An 18138-nucleotide genomic window follows, 5' to 3' on the forward strand; every position below is an offset into this window, starting at 1 on the left:
TCAATCAAGAATCAGATTTGTATCAGAGGTGAGTCAAAACATGGGATGCTGTAATAATGACAAAGGCTGTAAGTCAGCATCAAAACGCAAACCTTCTATACCTTGGTTCGCCTTGGTAATGGCAGGATTGGTTTTGTTAGTCTTGTTTAACTGGCAATAAAAAAGGCTGCTCAATGCAGCCTTTTCCATATGCAGTAGAGGTTAAGCTTCTGCTTGATGCAGTAGAGGTTAAGCTTCTTGTGCGATGATAGCGAAACAGCGATCTGCCGCTTCCAGCGTCGCTTCAATCTCTTTGCTGCCGTGTGCCAGAGAAGTAAAGCTCGCTTCGAAAGCCGATGGCGCAAGATAAACGCCGTGATCCAGCATTAGGTGGAAGAAACGTTTGAAGCGCTCGATGTCGCACTTAGTCACGTCTTCGTAGCTGGTGATGCTTTCTTGATCGGTAAAGAAGAAACCAAACATTCCGCCAACTTGATTGACGACAAGAGGAATACCGTGGTTGTCTGCTAGTTGCTTAAAGCCATCTGCTAGCTGTTTAGTTTTAGAAGCAAGGCGCTTTTCGTTACCTTCTTCTTTGAGTAGGTTCAGACAAGCGAAACCTGCCGCCATCGCTACAGGGTTACCTGATAGAGTGCCAGCTTGGTAAACAGGGCCTGTAGGTGCAATGTATTGCATCACTTCTTTGCGACCACCGAATGCACCCACTGGCATACCACCACCAATAACTTTACCTAATGTTGTTAGGTCTGGTTTGATGTTGTAGTAAGCCTGAGCGCCACCTAGAGCTACGCGGAAACCTGTCATTACTTCATCAAAAATCAGAAGCGCGCCTTCTTCATCACAGATTTGACGCAGTCCCTCATGGAACCCTTCCACTGGCGGAATACAGTTCATGTTGCCAGCAACGGGCTCAACGATAATACATGCGATTTCACCTTTGTTTGCCGCAAAGAGTTCGCGCACTGAGTCTAAATCGTTAAATGTTGCTGTTAGAGTGTGCTTGGCGAAATCCGCTGGAACACCTGGTGAACTTGGTTGACCAAGAGTCAGAGCACCCGAACCCGCTTTAACGAGCAGGCTGTCTGCATGACCATGGTAACAACCTTCAAATTTCATGATTTTGTCGCGACCTGTATAACCACGAGCAAGACGAATTGCGCTCATGGTTGCTTCAGTGCCTGAACTCACCATACGAATTTGTTCCATCGATGGTACAAGTTCTGAAACCAGTTCAGCCATCGCGATTTCCATTTCGGTTGGTGCGCCAAAGCTCAAACCGCGCTGTGCTGCGTCAATAACCGCTTCACGAATTACCGCGTGGTTGTGACCAAGAATCATCGGACCCCAAGAACCCACATAATCAATGTACGCTTTGCCGTCAGCATCAAAAATCAACGGGCCGTCAGCTCGTTCAACGAAAATCGGTGCGCCGCCAACGCCGTTAAAAGCACGTACAGGAGAGTTCACGCCACCAGGAATGGTTTGCTGTGCTTTCTCAAATAGATCTGCGGATTTGGTCATGGGATATCCTCTTTTGATTGCTCGGACCAATTTGGGACGCATTGTACCTGTCGATTCCCATACAATAAAACGCTTTGCTGCACATTCTGAGTAGTTTCACAGCAAATAAAGAAGAATTGGGATAAAAAGTTGCTTCAAAAGTGGTGAATACTTGAACGCTTCACTCAGGTATTAGATAATCCCCCTAATATTAAAAGATGAAGTTCCAGAAAGTTCAGTCATTCTGGAGCCAGACGACTGAGAGAGATCATCGTGAGCGAAGTAAATATTCCACTAACATTTTCAGATGCAGCGGCTCAGCGAGTAGGTGCATTGATTGCTGAAGAAGAGAACCCGAACCTGAAACTGCGAGTTTACATTACTGGTGGTGGTTGCAGTGGTTTCCAATATGGTTTCACTTTTGACGAGAACGTGAATGAAGGAGACACAACCATCGTAAACAGTGGTGTGACTTTGGTAGTTGACCCTATGAGCCTTCAATATTTAGTTGGTGGCCAAGTGGACTACACTGAAGGGCTTGAGGGCTCGCGTTTCTTTGTGAATAACCCAAATGCGACCACAACATGTGGCTGCGGTGCTTCATTCAGCGTTTAAATTTCTCTTTCTAGGCTGCAGTCCCTCTGCAGCCTATTGCCTATCTACTACTGGCTTTTCCTTCCTTATTTATCCAGAAACTGAGACCTCAGATAAATAGTCATCAATGTCATTTTATTTTTGGACGGTTAATTTATATCCTAATTGATACATTCGCAGTAGAACTCTGTGAATTGCTATATCCACAACGTGTAGCCGTAAGTCGCTGCTGTTGTTTGTTTTGGATGTGATATAGAAATAATAAGGATAGTTATGGCTAGTATTTCTCCTCTGCGTTTTCTTGCGGTTAGACCTTATCTTGTGTCACTGATATTGGTATTACTCCTCTCTCTTTGGTTGGGGGTAGGAATGTTGAAAGCACAAGACACCACGCCTCACCAAGAGACTGAAGACATTCCATTAGCCAAAGTTCAGTTCACCTCGTTTGTCGCCGAATCAACACACAAAACCATTGAGCTTTACGGACGGACTGCGCCAAATAAAAAGGCCAGACTCGGGGCAGAAATTGCCGGCAAAATTGTCCAGTTAAAGGTAACTAAGGGTGAAAGTGTTAAGCAGGGGCAAGTGATTGCGCTGATTGATAAGGGCGATTTAGAGAGTCAGTTGCAGCGTGCCGAAGCCTTGCTGAAAGTGAAAGAGAAGGAATATAAAGCCGCACAGTCTCTCAAAAGTAAAGGTTTGCAAGGTGAGGTAGCGTTTACTACGGCTCAGGCTGGTTTAGTCGAAGCGAAAGCGATGGTGAGCAATGCCCAAATTGCTTTGCGTAATACCTCGGTAAAAGCGCCGTTTACAGGCGTAGTGGATCATCTGTTTATTGAAACGGGTGATTTTGTTGGAGTTGGTGATCCTGTCGCGACATTACTCGATTTAAGCAAGATAGTGATTGAAGCCGACGTGAGCGAGCGACACATTCAAGCGTTAGAGCTTAATCAACAAGCGAGTGTTCGTTTTATTAATGGTGACCAAGCCATGGGGGCGGTGCGTTACATATCACGAGTCTCCTCTCCTGCAACAAACACTTTCCCAATTGAAATTGAACTGGCAAACCCTGGGCAGAAAATCCCAGCGGGTGTCAGTGCTGAAGTGAAACTCAACCTTCAAGACCAGCTGGCAATTAAAATTACCCCTGCAATGCTGGCTCTGGATGAAATGGGCAACTTAGGTGTCAAAACACTGGTCGCTAATCAGGTCAAATTTGTGCCAATAAAGCTGGTTAAAGCGGAACAGGATGGGGTTTGGTTGACGGGACTCGGTGAGCAAGTCGATATCATCACTACTGGGCAGGGATTTGTGCGCGATGGTGATAGTGTAATTGCGATTGAGCAAAGCAGATAGGAGCCGACACTATGTATGCATTGATTGATGCGGCTCTATCTCGTACTAGAACCATGATGGTGCTTCTGGTTTTTATTCTATTCGCCGGTGCGGGAACGTATATCACCATTCCTAAAGAATCTAGCCCTGACATTACAATTCCGATTATTTATGTGTCGGTAGGCCATCAGGGCATATCGCCATCAGACGCCGAACGATTGCTTGTTCGCCCGATTGAGCAAGAATTGAGAACCATTGAAGGGGTCAAAGAGATGACCTCTACCGCTTCTGAAGGTCATGCCTCAGTAATGCTTGAGTTCAGTGTTGGTGTCGACCTGAACAAAGCGATGGCCGATGTGCGTGAAGCGGTTGATTTGGCAAAACCCAAATTACCCAGCGACAGCGATGAACCGACAGTCAATGAAGTGACTTTGGCATCGGAGGAACCTGCGCTGTCAATTGTACTTTACGGTACGGTACCCGAGCGAACCATCGTGCAGATAGCGCGTCAGTTAAGAGATAAGCTGGAAAGTTACCGCCAAATCCTAGAAGTGGATATTGCAGGTGATCGCGAGGATATTGTTGAGATCATTGTTGATCCACTACTGATGGAGAGTTATGGCTTAGATCAGGGGGATATCTACAATCTGATCGCACTAAATAACAGAGTGGTTGCCGCAGGTTTCGTTGATACGGGGTATGGGCGCTTTTCGGTTAAGGTTCCTTCGGTCTTCGATTCGCTTAAAGATGTGCTTGAATTACCTGTAAAGGTTGATGGTAAGCAGGTCATTACCTTTGGTGATGTGGCAACCGTTAGACGGGCATTCCGAGATCCAGAAAGCTACGCACGTCTAGATGGAAAATCTGCCGTTGTACTTGATGCCAAAAAACGCGCTGGAGAGAATATCATCGAGACTGTCGCGTTAATAAAAGCGGTGTTGGCTGAAGCTCAAGCGCGTCCAGATTGGCCGAATAACCTGATGGTCAAATACACTTGGGATCAGTCTAAAGATGTTGAGATGATGCTCAGCGATCTGCAGAACAATATCTTGTCAGCGATCATTTTGGTTGTGATTGTCATTATTGCCATTCTTGGTGTTCGTACTGCCTTGTTGGTGGGTATTTCGATTCCAGGCTCATTCTTAACCGGTTTGCTGGTTCTGTCTGTTTTTGGCCTAACCATCAATATTGTCGTGCTCTTTTCATTGATCATGGCGGTAGGTATGTTGGTTGACGGTGCTATCGTTGTGACTGAGTTTGCCGATCGACGTATGCAAGAAGGCACGCCAAGAAGGGAAGCTTATCGTGACGCCGCCAAGCGAATGGCATGGCCGATTACCGCCTCCACGGCGACCACACTAGCCGCTTTTGCCCCTTTGCTTTTCTGGCCAGATGTCACTGGCGAATTTATGAAGTATCTGCCGCTGACTCTGATTGCGACTTTGAGCGCATCTCTAGCGATGGCGCTACTATTGGTGCCTGTTTTAGGCAGTTTAATAGGACGACCTCAGCATGTGACTAAAGCGCAACGGGAGAAAATGGTTGCTCTACATGATGGCGATTTTTCTAAGGCAACAGGTATTACTAAGCTCTACTTCCATACCTTAGACATTGCGATAAAGCACCCGATCAAAATCCTCATTAGCGCCATTTTGCTTGCGATTGGCGTTGGTTTTACCTACGCCAAAGCAGGTTTGGGGGCGGAGTTTTTCCCCGAAGTAGATCCACCGTTTTTCACGGTCAAAGTCCGATCTTATGGTGATCTTTCCTTGGATGAGAAAGATGTGATTATTCGCGATATTGAAGCGGTAATGCTCAATCATGATGAGTTTGAGAGTGTGTATACGCGGACCGGTGGCGATGATGAAATTGGTCAGATTCAGATTACTCCTGTTGATTGGCAGTATCGCCGCAAGGTCAAAGAGATCATTGAGGAACTCAAGCTTCAAACGGATGGTTATGCTGGGGTCGAAATTGAGTATAAATTCCCTGATGCTGGTCCACCGGTTGAACATGATCTGGTGATAGAGCTATCGGCTCGTATCCCTGCTGAATTGGATGCGGCGGCTAAAAAAGTTAGGCATTGGGCTGACAATTATCCGGCTTTTACCAATCTAAGTGATACTTCAAGTAAAGATGGCATAGATTGGCAGATCGACATTCGTCGTGATGACGCGTCTCGTTTTGCTGCCGATGCGACCTTAGTGGGTAATACGGTCCAGTTTGTGACGAATGGTCTGAAAATCGGTGATTATCTGCCTGATGATGCCAATGAAGAAGTCGACATTTTGGTTCGTTACCCGCAGGACAAGCGCGACATAGGTCGTTTTGATCAACTTCGAGTTAAAACTCAAGCCGGCTTAGTTCCTATCACTAACTTTGCGACTATCGTACCTGAGCACAAGCAAGACACGATACGACGCATTGATGGGCATCGGGTCACCAATATTATGGCGGATATGAAAGAGGGTTATAACCTGGCTCTCGAGTTGCCCAAAATCAATCAAGCGGTCGCTGAGCTCGGTTTACCTGATGGTGTTGAGTTTAAAATTCGTGGGCAGAATGAAGAGCAAGAAAACTCTTCTGCTTTTCTACAAAATGCCTTCCTTGTGGCATTGGTGGTAATGGCGCTTATTCTAATTACTCAGTTCAATAGCTTTTATCAGGCATTCTTAATTTTAAGTGCCGTACTATTTTCAACCGTCGGCGTGTTTGTTGGCTTGCTAATATTCCAGAAGCCATTCGGTATCATTATGTCTGGGATAGGGGTTATTGCGTTGGCAGGCATTGTGGTCAACAACAATATTGTTTTGATCGATACCTATAACCAATTGCGTAATCGTGGCTTAGATAAGCGAGAAGCAATACTGCGAACTGGAGTTCAACGTCTGCGACCTGTGATGCTGACGACAGTAACGACGATTCTTGGCTTATTGCCGATGGTACTGGAAATGAACATCGACCTGATCAACCAAAAAATCGAATTTGGTGCACCTAGTACCCAGTGGTGGTCGCAACTCGCCACAGCCGTTGCTGGTGGTCTGGCGTTTGCCACTGTTCTCACTCTAGTATTGACTCCGTGTTTATTAATGCTGGGCAAAGAGCATAAAGTGGAAGAGCAGGGTAATAGAGTTATTGAAGCCGATTAATGACAAAGGCCCGGATGATCCGGGCCTTTGACTTATGGTGTAGCAAGTAACTCACCGTAGCGATTCAGTTTATCTAATCTGATCTTCGCGTTGGCAATGAAGGTCGCCTTGTCTGAACCTGTGAGTGATTTAGACTGTGGCAATTTGACCGTCCTAGCGTTTTTGTGGACGCCATTAACTAGAAACTCATAGTGTAAGTGTGGACCAGTGACACGACCTGTGCCTCCAAGGGTGCCGATTGTCTGACCTTGTTTAACCCTCTGACCGGTTTTCACGGTACGTTTTGTTAAGTGGAGATACTTAGTAATGTAAGTATTGCTGTGCTTAATAAAGACGTAGTTGCCGTTGAACTGGTTGTAGCTAGATTTTTGCACAATACCGTCACCCGCAGCCCAAATAGGCGTTCCGACAGGTGCAGCATAGTCTGTTCCTCGATGGGCAACGACTTTGCCCGTCACTGGATGGCGTCGAGTCGGATTGAAGTTAGAGGTCACACGACGGAAATCAAGGGGTGAACGCAAGAATGCTTTTTTCATTGCACGGCCATTCTCGTCATAGTAGTTGCCCGTTTTATCATCCAAAATGGCTTTGAATGTATCCCCTTGGTTGGTAAATACGGCGGCAATGATCTTTCCTCTTCCGACGACTTCTCCTTCAACCACCTTCTCTTGATAGAGAATCTTAAAGTTGTCACCACTACGAATATCCAACGCAAAGTCGATATCCCAGCCAAAAATACCGGCTAACTCCATAATTTGGTTTGCGGTTAAACCGGCATTGACGCCTGCATTCCAGAAGTTTGAGGTGATATCCGCTTCAGCGTAGTTGTATTGGTAAAACAGTTCTTTTTTGTCGAATGAAGATCGATAACCCGTTTCTGATTTAGTCACTAGAAAGCTTTCATAGGGGCTGAGAGTTCGTTTAATTTGTATCAGCTCATTGTCGGCGTCAAAGCCCAGCTCGAAGGTGTCTCCCGGTCTCACTCGAGTAAGTTGCGTCTCAATGTCCTTATTGGTCGATGTCAGTTGATAAAGCAAACGAGATGATAGCCCTGCACGTTGAAACAGTAGAGCCATACTGTCACCAGTACCAATGGTGTGTTTTTCCCAACGCAAAACTGCCAGTGGGGAGATGGACTCTTGCTGAGCAAGTTGGTCGATATTCAGCGTTAATGGGTAAGCTTTACCCACTTGATAGTTGCTCTCTTCTTGACGGAGATCGTTAGGAGCAGGCAGAAATAGCGCGATGACAATAAATGCGCTGAAAAAGGCGATAAGGGCTCGATGAATCCAAGGTAGTCGAGCAAAAAGAGACAACATCGTATGTCCGTTCTAAAAAATTCAGTAAAAAAGCTCAGCTGTTTAGTCTAACTGGTTTCAAAAAGCATCGCTATTCAAGTAAGATGGCAAACTAACAAATTTTTGCCAAATCTGTGGGAGTGAACAAGAATGGCGAGCATTGAAGCTGCACTAGCGGAGATTAAGCGCGGTGTTGATGAACTGATTCCAGAAGAAGAACTGATTGCTAAGTTGAAAGAGGGTCGTCCTCTTCGCATCAAACTGGGTGCCGATCCAACGGCTCCTGATATACACCTAGGCCACACAGTTATTTTGAACAAGCTACGTGCGTTCCAAGAACTTGGTCATGATGTGACGTTCTTAATCGGTGATTTCACTGGTATGGTTGGTGACCCAACAGGTAAGAACACAACTCGCCCACCTCTAACTCGCGAAGACGTACTGCGTAATGCAGAAACGTATAAAGAGCAGGTGTTTAAGATTCTTGATCCAGCGAAAACTAAGATTCAATTTAACTCTGAGTGGCTTTCTGAGCTAGGTGCAGAGGGTATGATTCGCCTTGCTGCAAATCAAACGGTTGCTCGTATGCTGGAACGTGATGATTTTAAAAAGCGTTACACTGGCGGTCAGCCAATTGCTATCCATGAGTTTATGTATCCACTCCTACAAGGTTATGACTCAGTAGCAATGGAGACAGACGTTGAACTGGGTGGTACTGACCAGAAGTTTAACTTATTGATGGGTCGTGAGCTGCAAAAAGCACATGGTCAAAAGCCGCAGGTTGTCTTAACAATGCCTCTTCTTGTTGGTCTAGACGGCGAGAAGAAGATGTCTAAGTCTGCGCACAACTACATTGGTATTAGCGAAGCACCAAGTGAGATGTTCGGTAAGATCATGTCGATTTCTGATGAATTGATGTGGAACTACTACGAGCTGCTCTCTTTCCGTCCTCTTGAAGAAATCAGCGAACTGAAAGCGGGTGTTGAAGCGGGTAAAAACCCACGTGATGTGAAAGTTGCTCTGGCAAAAGAGATCATCGCTCGCTTCCATAGCCAAGAAGATGCAGATGCGGCTGAGCAAGAGTTCGTCAACCGTTTTGCGAAAAACCAAATTCCTGATGAGATGCCAGAGTTTGAGTTTGAAGCTGGCCTGCCAGTTAGCAACTTACTGAAAGAAGCGGCACTGTGCGCTTCAACTTCAGAAGCAATGCGTATGGTTAAGCAAGGTGCGGCTAAGATGGATGGCGAAAAAGTGGCAGACGCCAAGTTTGCACCTGAAGCAGGGACTTATGTCTTCCAAGTTGGTAAACGTAAGTTCGCTCGCGTGACAATTAAATAGTCACTGCCTGAAATTACCGTGAATTAAAGCGCCTTTTTAGGCGCTTTTTTTATGTTTGTTATCAAACTTATAGCCTGCTCAAATGTTATGCATTTTTGTTTAAAATTGACTGATTTTCTTTGATGACTCTGGTACTATGCGCACGTTGCCAGTATGGCAGCTTATTCGGAGACTTTTATGAACAATATCGACCATCCTCCTAGTATGAGAGGGGAAAAATAAACCGCTTCGGTATTGTCGTCTCACGCCTCTACCTAAGTGGTAGAGCATCCTTTCTATTGAACTGTATCCTCACGTTTTTCTCCTCTAAATTCTAGAATCAACACAGTATCTCTCTAGCTTCTTTGGGCTGGCGAGATGGCGTCTTGTGCTTGTACATCACTGTGTTTGATGGTCGTTACCTACTGCCAATCGGGAGATTCGCCATGACGGTAATGAGCAATACTTACATTGAAAACACTCCGCACTTTTCTCGTGAAGAGATCGGTGCAGCTCGCAATGCATTTTTGCAGTACGAGCAACAGCAACAGGTGCACCTGCTAACGGTAATGCCTGTTGAAGAAGCGGTCGCTATCTTACATCACTGCTCAGTGGGTTATGTGCAGCGATTGATTTCGGCTCTGGAATTGGATGGGCATGACAAGTTGGCGCGACACTATGCGCACCAACTTGGATTTATTCACTCTGAAGTGGAAACATCGAGTAGCTATCTCGACACTTCAGTGATGGGACACGTTAAACAGAGAATAGGTTGGATTATTGCCCTAGCGCTATTGGGCATTGTTTCTGGCCTAATCATCTCTCACTATGAAGATACCTTGAGCCAACTGGTTCTTCTGGCGATCTATATGCCCGTTATTGCTGCTGCTGGTGGTAATACAGGTACACAGGCAGCGACACTCGTCATTCGAGCTTTGGCGACAGGAGAGCTGAAAAAACGTCAATGGCTGGCGGTATTTTGGAAAGAGAGCCGTGTTGCACTGTGTTTAGCGTTCGCGATTGCTTTAGTGATCGTTTGCCGTGTGTTGTTTTTTAGTGATGCTAGTGGCACTGGTGGTTTTGAACTCAACACTATCGCGTTAGCAATCGCTGTTGCGCTGTTTATTCAGGTGACCATGTCGACCACTTTGGGTGGTTTGTTACCGATATTAGCAAGGGCATTTAAACTGGACCCCGCGGTGTTGGTCAGCCCAGTTCTCGCCTCTATTGTTGATATCTCGGGGATGTGGATCTACTTTACGGTTGTGAACTACTTTTTGGGCATTGCCTGACTAAACTTCACCACATCTTGATAGAACAATGTTTCAAACTTAGTGATAGGAGCGACGGTCGGTTGAGCGTCGCTCTTTGTTTTTGGTGGATGATAGTCAGCGACAAACTGAACAAACAAGGTGCTAGGTTTACCGTTATTATCTAGACCGTAACCCGCCATATTGTAGCTTCCGTAAAGGGAACCACTCTTGGCAATCAACTCACCTTTGATCGGTTCCTGGCGCATACTTCGGCGATATTTTAGCGTGCCGTTAGTTCCTGCCTTTGGCATTAAGTCGATCAGTCCAAGTTGATCATCATGTTTCCAGATATAACGTAAAACGGCGGCCATATTTTGGCTGGTAAAGCGATTGTTACGTGATAAGCCTGAGCCGTCTGCCATTGGCGTTTGTTGTAAGTCGATGCCGGTTTTAGCGAAGAGGATCTGTTTGATTGCTTCGGTGCCATTACCAAAACTGCCTGATTGAACAAAGAACTTGCTACCAAGAGTCTTCGTTAAGTTGTCGGCAATCAGGTTATCTGACTGTTTGAGCATTGTTTCGAGCAATTCAGGGAGTGGAGCAGATTGATGGATTGCTAACGTTTGACCTTGTCGCTGAGGTGCCCCCACTTTGATGTTGCCAATCAGTTCAATGTTTAGCTGACTGAGCAATGTATGGAGTATACGCTGTGTGTAAAGAGCAGGATCTTGAACGGCGAATTTGAGCGGTAGAGGTTGGCTACGGCTTTGTAGGCACCCTTGCAACTGATAGTGGTTGTCTGGTGAAGAGAGCAGCTCTAAATCGCACTGAGCGCTCTCTTGTTCAGCTTTAGAAACGGTTTTTGCTTGTGTGGTGACATAAATAGGTTGATGTTCGGGCACATAGACCCGAGTTTTGCCGTCTTGCTGAGTGTATATAGAAGCCTGAACACAATTTCCGTCAAGTGAGATAGCGCTCGCTGGCGCGCTATAGCAAACGCCAAGAATGTCCCAAGGCCAGCCAACCGCACGTTCATAACCTGTAAAAGCACTATTATCTAACCACAGATCCCCTTCGATTCGCTTTATGCCTTTGCTACGAGCCTGAGATAAGAGTTGTTTTAGATTGTCTGTGGTAAAGGTTGGATCTCCACTAAAACGAATCACAACATCCTTACCTGCTTGTTCTATCGCGGTGTGGTAGCGAAACTGATCACCTAATTCTAGTTTTGTAGCAAGAGCGGTCACTATTTTTAATGTGCTGGCTGGTGGAAACAGTTGATCTTGGTTTGCTGAACGTTGGTAACTCTCTTGGCTCTGTAAGCTTTCAATACGCAATGCCGCTCGGCTACCAGAGGGCAACTCGTTTAATGGAGCATAAGCCGATACTTGCGAAGAAAATAGACCTAAAACCCATAGTAGGGATGAGAAAAAAATTGAGCGTTGCATAGTAATGGGTATCGCAAGTCGTGAGCCAGAAGAAGAGTATAGCGAGTAAAAAAAACGCCCGCTATAGAGCGGGCGTCTTAGATTCTTGACTTAAGGTCAGGAAATTAGAAGTCGTAACGTAGACCTAGAGCTAGCTCGTCTTCTGCATCTGCTTTAGAGATGTAAGACTTGCTGTCATCAAGTAGGTTGAAGTTGTACGATACGTAACCACGGAAGTTAGGCTTGAAGTAGTAAGTTGCGTCAATTGCGATGTTATCTGCAGCTTCTTCTTTAGTGCCTGAAGTTTTGCCTTCTAGGTAGTTGTATGTCGTTGTGAATACAGTTTGGCCCATAGTGTAAGCCGCTGCGAATTCGTAACCAGTGTTGTCAGTCTTAGTGCTGCCGTCTTTATCTTGACCATCAACAAAAGTACCTGCTAGGTATAGGTCGTTGATTGCGAAAGACGCTGCTAGCATGTACTGATCAGAAGATTTGTTGTTGCCAGTGTTTTGGTCTGCATAGCCACCACCTAGCTTAACACCAGTGTCGCCGATTGCGTAGATTGCAGATAGAGAGTAACCGTCAGTGTTGTTGTCAGTGTAACCACCTTGGGTATCATCCTTACGGTCAGCAAAACGGTAGCTCGCTTTAACACCTAGGTCAGCAAATTGACCTTTGTAAGATAGCATGTTGTCTGTACGGTCAGCGACAGCGATTTTGTATGCTGCTGAGTTACCGTGGTAAGCCATGATATCAGTAAAGTCAGTGATTACACCTAGTGCACCGTCGTTTTTACCGTAAGTGATTTCACCAAATGCGCCACCTAGACCAGCGTATGTGTAGCGGTGATCGATGTCGTCAGCTTTAGTTACTTTACCATCAACAATTACAGTGTTGTCAGCAGTAGTGAACTCACCTTCGTAGAAACCTACACCGTATAGGCCGTCAGTGATCTGAGCTTTACCAAGGAAGTTTAGACGTACGCGAGTTCTGTCTTCTGCTTTGCCATCTTTAAGAGATAGACGCGCTTCAGCACGGCCGCCCATTTCGATAGAGTTACCGTCTTGGCTGTAGATTTCTGCCGCATTTGCGCCAGTTGCCACTGCTGCAGCTGAAACTGCTAGAGCAATCAGAGTTTTGTTCATCTTATTAGTCCTAATTTACTGTCCATAAATAGTTGTTATGCGAGTGATGACTCACTTGAGTCAATCCTCTTACTATTGCCACAATGAATCAATGCTCATATGTAAGACTTCTGTCATAAATACTTTGCACTTGGTATTCACCGAGCGAGTAATTGGTGAGCATTGTTGTACCGCTAAAGTTCCGCCTGCTGGTAGTAAAACGATATAAAACACCTTTTTGAACACTGTTTTATTTTGGGTTAAAAAATATCAAAATTATGATTATTAAGGGTTTTTTCTTATTGTTGAATTTGTTGTCATTAAGAAAAGTTTTAGTTTTTTTTATTAACTGGTGGGGTATTTGAGTGTTTTTAGATAACGAAAAATAATCAGTAAATCGTACTGTAAGCGCTGTTTTTTTAGAGCGATGGATTTAAGATGATTTAGTCTCCAAGTTTGTTTACACTAAGAGAAATTGATTAGTTAACTCACTACCTAGTCCAGTGTGGATTAGGTAGTTTTGTTTTGTCCAAAGATAGCTTTGGAATGAGGTACATAATGGAAAAAGTCCCAATGACGTTGCGTGGCGAACAGAAGCTACGTGAAGAATTAGAAAGACTATTGAAGCTTCGCCCAAAGATTTCTGAAGCGATTGCTGAAGCTCGTGAGCTTGGAGATCTTAAAGAAAACGCTGAGTACCATGCTGCACGTGAAGAGCAGGGTATCTGTGAGGCTCAGATTCGTGATATCGAATACAAACTGTCAGTCGCACAGGTAATTGATGTGACTAAGATGGACAATACTGGCAAGGTCATCTTCGGCTCGACGGTGACTTTGATCGATTGTGATACTGAAGCAGAGAAAACTTACCAAATCGTCGGTGAAGACGAAGCGGATATTAAAGCAGGTCGTATCTCTGTAAGTTCACCGATTGCACGCGGTTTGATTGGTAAGATGGAAGGTGACGAAGTCGTTATTTCTACACCAGGCGGCGACCGTGATTTCGAAATCGATAAAGTTGAATATATCTAAGTTCAGAGATGTGAGAGCATTTCTTTAGAACAGAGATAGCAAAAAGGTCGCAGTCGCGACCTTTTTTGATGTTGCTATTGGCTAGCAATTATTTACGTGGAAGCTCGATTTTGCGATCTTCAGTTTGACGGTACAGGATAAGAGTTTTACCAATTACTTGTACTTTTTCTGCGCCAGTTTCACGTACAATAGCATCAATGATCAGACCTTTAGTCTCACGGTCTTCAGAGGCTACTTTGATTTTGATTAGCTCATGGTGATTTAGAGCAATTTCAATTTCCGCCAGAACAGCTTCAGTAAGTCCATTTGCGCCCATAAGCACAACAGGTTTTAGACTGTGCGCTAGGCCTTTGAGATGCTGCTTTTGTTTAGTGCTTAGGTTCATTACGCGGCCAATTTTCTTTACTATAAGGGTTGAAAAATACCATTTTAACGCCATCTAACCGTGAAGACTATAATTTATTGGGTTAGTTGCTCCCTCTATCTGTTAGGTATCGAATGAGTAAACAAAAACATTCGGCCAGCTCGGGTCGCTGGTTGAAAGAACATTTTGATGATAAGTACGCCAACGAAGCGCGAAAAAAAGGCTATCGTTCACGCGCTTATTTCAAAATGGAAGAGATCCAAACCAAAGATAAATTACTAAAACCTGGTATGACTGTGGTCGATTTAGGTGCAGCACCCGGTGGGTGGTCGCAATATGCTGCTAAGATTGTAGGTGAGGAGGGGCAAATTATTGCTTGTGACCTGTTACCTATGGATCCTATTGCAGGGGTAAGCTTCCTCCAAGGTGACTTCCGTGAAGAAGCCGTACTAGAAGCACTGCTGGACAGAATCCAACCATCAATGGTTGACGTTGTGATGTCTGACATGGCTCCGAATATTGCTGGTAATAACTCTGTGGACCAGCCAAGAGCAATGTATTTAGTTGAATTGGCTTTAGATATGTGTCGACAAGTTCTAGCCCCTAATGGTAGCTTTGTTGTAAAGGTTTTCCAGGGGGAAGGCTTCGATCAGTTTGTGAAAGAAGTCCGCGATACTTTTAAAGTCGTCAAAGTCAGAAAACCAGACTCATCGCGAGCTCGCTCACGAGAAGTCTTTGTTGTAGCCACTGGTTACAAAGGTTAACTATTTTGCCCCTTGCTGGGCAGGTTAACACTATAGCTACAGGTTATAAACTGTAGTACCCTACCTTTAATTACAATTAGTTATCGAGAGGCTTACACCTTGAGTGACATGGCAAAAAATTTAATTCTGTGGCTTGTTATCGCCGTCGTCTTGATGTCGGTTTTCCAGAGCTTTGGCCCTGGAGAAAGCAATGGCAGAGCGGTGGATTACACCACATTTGTACAGGAAGTTGGCCAAGGCCAGATTCAGGAAGCAACTTTTAAAGACGGTGAAATTTCTTTCACTCGTCGTGGCGGCGGCGCGCGTTATGTTACTTACATGCCAGTCTACGACCAAAAGCTACTTGATGACCTAATTAATCAAAATGTGAAAGTACAAGGTACACCTCCAGAAGAGCAAAGCCTGCTAGGTACTATCTTCATTTCATGGTTCCCAATGATCTTACTGATTGGTGTATGGATTTTCTTCATGCGCCAGATGCAAGGCGGTGGCGGCAAAGGCGCGATGTCTTTCGGTAAGAGCAAAGCTCGAATGATGAGCGAAGAGCAAATCAAAACCACGTTTGGTGATGTTGCTGGCTGTGATGAAGCAAAAGAAGACGTCAAAGAACTGGTTGATTATCTTCGTGATCCAAGCCGCTTCCAAAAGCTTGGTGGTAAGATCCCAACGGGTGTTCTGATGGTTGGTCCTCCTGGTACAGGTAAGACCCTACTTGCTAAAGCGATTGCGGGTGAGGCCAAAGTTCCATTCTTTACTATTTCTGGTTCTGATTTCGTTGAAATGTTCGTTGGTGTGGGTGCGTCGCGCGTACGTGACATGTTCGAACAAGCGAAGAAAGCTGCGCCGTGTATTATCTTTATCGATGAGATTGATGCGGTAGGTCGTCAACGTGGTGCTGGTGTTGGTGGTGGTCACGATGAGCGTGAACAGACACTAAACCAAATGCTGGTTGAAATGGATGGCTTTGAAGGCAACGAAGGTATTATCGTGATTGCGGCGACTAACCGTCCAGACGTACTCGACCCTGCACTTCTTCGTCCTGGTCGTTTTGACCGTCAGGTTGTCGTTGGTCTTCCAGATGTACGTGGTCGTGAGCAGATCCTTAAAGTTCACATGCGTAAAGTCCCACTTGCTGGTGACGTAGAGCCTTCTCTTATCGCACGTGGTACACCAGGCTTCTCGGGTGCAGACCTTGCCAACCTAGTAAACGAAGCCGCGCTATTTGCCGCTCGTGGTAATAAGCGCAATGTCTCAATGGTTGAGTTTGAACTGGCTAAAGACAAAATCATGATGGGTGCAGAGCGTCGTTCAATGGTGATGTCTGAAGAAACGAAAGAATCAACGGCTTATCACGAAGCGGGTCACGCAATTGTTGGTCGCTTGGTTCCTGAACATGACCCAGTGTACAAAGTTTCTATCATTCCACGTGGTCGTGCGCTTGGTGTCACTATGTACTTACCAGAGCAAGATCGCGTCAGCATGTCGCGTCAACACTTGGAGTCAATGGTTTCAAGTCTGTATGGTGGTCGTTTGGCTGAAGAGCTGATCTACGGTGTCGATAAGGTCTCTACGGGTGCTTCTAACGATATCGAACGTGCGACTGATATCGCGCGTAAAATGGTGACTCAATGGGGCTTCTCCGAGAAACTTGGTCCACTTCTTTACGCAGAAGAAGAAGGTGAGGTATTCCTTGGTCGCAGCGTTACTCAGACGAAACATATGTCTGACGATACTGCGAAACTCATTGATGACGAAGTCCGTAAGATCATTGACCGTAACTACGATCGAGCGCGTAAGATCCTTGAAGAGAACATGGATATTATGCATGCGATGAAAGACGCACTGATGAAGTACGAAACTATCGATGCTGGTCAAATTGATGATCTGATGGAACGCAAGACAGAAATTCGTGAGCCTGCAGGTTGGGGAAGTAACGCCAATAGCAAGCAAGAAGAAAAGTCTGAACCTGAAGAGAAAAGTGAAGCACAAGATTCTGAAGTAAAAGCAGAAGAGCCGACGACTTCTCAAGAAACATCATCAGCAGAAGCAGCAGAGAAAAAAGACTCTGAGTAACTAAGCTTTTAAAAGAAACCCCGAGGCAACTCGGGGTTTTTGTATTTAAAGGTCAAGAGCCCAAGTATGATTCTGAAAGCAAACAATAAATCGCTGGACCTGTCGCAACCGCAGGTCATGGGAATTCTAAACGTCACCCCTGATTCCTTTTCTGACGGCGGTAGATACCACTCACTAGATAATGCGCTCGCTCAGGCGCAGCGAATGATTGAAGCAGGGGTCACCATCATCGATATCGGTGGTGAATCGACGCGCCCTGGTGCACCTGATGTCGCGTTGGAAGAAGAGTTGCAACGTGTTATTCCGGTTATTCGAGCGATTAGAAAGCATCACGATGTCTGGATTTCTATCGATACCAGCAAAGCTGAAGTAATGCGCCAAGCGATTGAAGCCGGTGCGGATATCATCAATGATGTTCGTGCTTTACAAGAGCCAGGGGCGCTAGATGTCGCGGCTCAATCTGGGTTGCCAATTTGTCTAATGCATATGCAAGGTCAGCCACGGACAATGCAGTCGAATCCTCACTACGAAGATTTACTTAAAGAAGTGGGCGAGTTTTTGCAAGAGCGTATAGAAGCGTGTGAAAAGGTCGGGATTCAGCGTAGTCAGCTTATTCTCGATCCTGGTTTTGGTTTTGGCAAAACTTTACAGCACAACTATCATATGTTGGCGCATTTAGAACAGTTCCATCAATTTGGTTTGCCGATTCTAGCGGGAATGTCGCGTAAATCCATGTTGTTTAAGTTGCTTGATAAAGCACCTGATGAGTGTATTGCAGCGAGTGTCAGTTGCGCTACAATCGCAGCCATGAAAGGCGCACAAATCATCCGTGTCCACGATTTTGAACAAACGCTTGATGCTATGAAGATTGTCTCAATGGTTAGTCAAAACCACTGAGCAGAAAAATG

The 18138-nt window shown here is 45.4% G+C and carries 14 protein-coding genes; 9 read left to right on the forward strand and 5 right to left on the reverse strand.

The window, feature by feature from the left end; translation table 11 throughout:
* Positions 1–228: 228 nt before the first annotated feature.
* Positions 229–1521 (reverse strand): glutamate-1-semialdehyde 2,1-aminomutase, encoded by a 1293-nt coding sequence (gene hemL, locus ACQEXP_RS10640; RefSeq protein WP_269377426.1) that lies wholly within the window; start codon positions 1519–1521, stop codon positions 229–231.
* A 252-nt stretch (positions 1522–1773) separates the two neighbouring features.
* Here hemL and erpA point away from each other — a divergent pair, with 252 nt between their 5' ends.
* From erpA to ACQEXP_RS10655, 3 genes are all read left to right on the forward strand, one after another.
* On the forward strand, positions 1774–2115 hold the full coding sequence (gene erpA, locus ACQEXP_RS10645) for an iron-sulfur cluster insertion protein ErpA (RefSeq protein WP_006878298.1): 342 nt from the start codon (positions 1774–1776) through the stop codon (positions 2113–2115).
* Between the two features lie 252 nt (positions 2116–2367).
* Positions 2368–3450: an efflux RND transporter periplasmic adaptor subunit gene (locus tag ACQEXP_RS10650; RefSeq protein WP_426969794.1), complete on the forward strand. Its 1083-nt coding sequence runs from the start codon at positions 2368–2370 to the stop codon at positions 3448–3450.
* A gap of 11 nt (positions 3451–3461) precedes the next feature.
* Entirely contained in the window at positions 3462–6578 is a 3117-nt protein-coding gene (locus ACQEXP_RS10655; RefSeq protein WP_426969796.1) for an efflux RND transporter permease subunit, read from the forward strand.
* Between the two features lie 32 nt (positions 6579–6610).
* On the opposite strand, the gene ACQEXP_RS10660 is transcribed toward ACQEXP_RS10655, so the two are convergent.
* The gene (locus ACQEXP_RS10660) at positions 6611–7897 is read right to left on the reverse strand and encodes a peptidoglycan DD-metalloendopeptidase family protein (protein ID WP_269377422.1); all 1287 of its coding nucleotides are present in this window, start codon (positions 7895–7897) and stop codon (positions 6611–6613) included.
* 129 nt (positions 7898–8026) lie between these two features.
* On the opposite strand from ACQEXP_RS10660, the gene tyrS reads away from it, so the two are divergent.
* Together tyrS and ACQEXP_RS10670 are read left to right on the forward strand one after the other, a co-directional pair.
* Positions 8027–9214 carry a tyrosine--tRNA ligase gene (gene tyrS / locus ACQEXP_RS10665; protein WP_269377421.1) on the forward strand — a complete coding sequence of 396 codons (1188 nt, stop codon included), beginning with the start codon at positions 8027–8029 and terminating at the stop codon, positions 9212–9214.
* Between the two features lie 425 nt (positions 9215–9639).
* Positions 9640–10485, forward strand: a complete 846-nt coding sequence (locus tag ACQEXP_RS10670) for a magnesium transporter (protein WP_269377543.1) — start codon at positions 9640–9642, stop codon at positions 10483–10485.
* On the opposite strand, the gene dacB is transcribed toward ACQEXP_RS10670, so the two are convergent.
* Positions 10464–11894 carry a serine-type D-Ala-D-Ala carboxypeptidase gene (gene dacB, locus ACQEXP_RS10675; protein ID WP_426969798.1) on the reverse strand — a complete coding sequence of 477 codons (1431 nt, stop codon included), beginning with the start codon at positions 11892–11894 and terminating at the stop codon, positions 10464–10466. The genes ACQEXP_RS10670 and dacB overlap by 22 nt on opposite strands.
* Before the next feature lie 104 nt (positions 11895–11998).
* The gene (locus ACQEXP_RS10680; protein WP_426969800.1) at positions 11999–13018 is read right to left on the reverse strand and encodes a porin; all 1020 of its coding nucleotides are present in this window, start codon (positions 13016–13018) and stop codon (positions 11999–12001) included.
* Between the two features lie 537 nt (positions 13019–13555).
* Between ACQEXP_RS10680 and greA the strand changes: the two genes are divergently transcribed.
* Positions 13556–14029: a transcription elongation factor GreA gene (gene greA, locus ACQEXP_RS10685; protein WP_138972139.1), complete on the forward strand. Its 474-nt coding sequence runs from the start codon at positions 13556–13558 to the stop codon at positions 14027–14029.
* A gap of 88 nt (positions 14030–14117) precedes the next feature.
* Here the strand turns inward: greA and yhbY are convergent, their stop codons facing one another.
* Positions 14118–14414 (reverse strand): ribosome assembly RNA-binding protein YhbY, encoded by a 297-nt coding sequence (gene yhbY / locus ACQEXP_RS10690; RefSeq protein ID WP_138972138.1) that lies wholly within the window; start codon positions 14412–14414, stop codon positions 14118–14120.
* 113 nt (positions 14415–14527) lie between these two features.
* Here yhbY and rlmE point away from each other — a divergent pair, with 113 nt between their 5' ends.
* The 3 genes from rlmE (at position 14528) to folP (ending at position 18127) form a co-directional block, all read left to right on the forward strand.
* A complete protein-coding gene (gene rlmE / locus ACQEXP_RS10695) occupies positions 14528–15157 on the forward strand; it encodes a 23S rRNA (uridine(2552)-2'-O)-methyltransferase RlmE (protein WP_138972137.1) in 630 nt (209 codons plus the stop codon).
* Positions 15158–15265: 108 nt separating this feature from the next.
* Positions 15266–17230, forward strand: coding sequence for an ATP-dependent zinc metalloprotease FtsH (gene ftsH / locus ACQEXP_RS10700; RefSeq protein ID WP_269377416.1), 1965 nt, complete (start codon positions 15266–15268; stop codon positions 17228–17230).
* 66 nt (positions 17231–17296) lie between these two features.
* Entirely contained in the window at positions 17297–18127 is an 831-nt protein-coding gene (gene folP, locus ACQEXP_RS10705) for a dihydropteroate synthase (RefSeq protein ID WP_269377415.1), read from the forward strand.
* The last annotated feature ends 11 nt before the right edge of the window (positions 18128–18138 follow it).

The sequence above is a fragment of the Vibrio sp. TRT 1302 genome (assembly GCF_050113875.1).
Lineage (GTDB): Bacteria > Pseudomonadota > Gammaproteobacteria > Enterobacterales > Vibrionaceae > Vibrio.

What these genes read in the sequence shown, in the direction of transcription:
- hemL (WP_269377426.1), bottom strand. Translation starts at nt 1,521, where the DNA reads ATGACCAAATCCGCAGATCTATTTGAGAAAGCACAGCAAACCATTCCT.
- ACQEXP_RS10650 (WP_426969794.1), top strand. Translation starts at nt 2,368, where the DNA reads ATGGCTAGTATTTCTCCTCTGCGTTTTCTTGCGGTTAGACCTTATCTT.
- ACQEXP_RS10655 (WP_426969796.1), top strand. Translation starts at nt 3,462, where the DNA reads ATGTATGCATTGATTGATGCGGCTCTATCTCGTACTAGAACCATGATG.
- ACQEXP_RS10660 (WP_269377422.1), bottom strand. Translation starts at nt 7,897, where the DNA reads ATGTTGTCTCTTTTTGCTCGACTACCTTGGATTCATCGAGCCCTTATC.
- tyrS (WP_269377421.1), top strand. Translation starts at nt 8,027, where the DNA reads ATGGCGAGCATTGAAGCTGCACTAGCGGAGATTAAGCGCGGTGTTGAT.
- ACQEXP_RS10670 (WP_269377543.1), top strand. Translation starts at nt 9,640, where the DNA reads ATGACGGTAATGAGCAATACTTACATTGAAAACACTCCGCACTTTTCT.
- dacB (WP_426969798.1), bottom strand. Translation starts at nt 11,894, where the DNA reads ATGCAACGCTCAATTTTTTTCTCATCCCTACTATGGGTTTTAGGTCTA.
- ACQEXP_RS10680 (WP_426969800.1), bottom strand. Translation starts at nt 13,018, where the DNA reads ATGAACAAAACTCTGATTGCTCTAGCAGTTTCAGCTGCAGCAGTGGCA.
- greA (WP_138972139.1), top strand. Translation starts at nt 13,556, where the DNA reads ATGGAAAAAGTCCCAATGACGTTGCGTGGCGAACAGAAGCTACGTGAA.
- yhbY (WP_138972138.1), bottom strand. Translation starts at nt 14,414, where the DNA reads ATGAACCTAAGCACTAAACAAAAGCAGCATCTCAAAGGCCTAGCGCAC.
- rlmE (WP_138972137.1), top strand. Translation starts at nt 14,528, where the DNA reads ATGAGTAAACAAAAACATTCGGCCAGCTCGGGTCGCTGGTTGAAAGAA.
- ftsH (WP_269377416.1), top strand. Translation starts at nt 15,266, where the DNA reads ATGGCAAAAAATTTAATTCTGTGGCTTGTTATCGCCGTCGTCTTGATG.
- folP (WP_269377415.1), top strand. Translation starts at nt 17,297, where the DNA reads ATGATTCTGAAAGCAAACAATAAATCGCTGGACCTGTCGCAACCGCAG.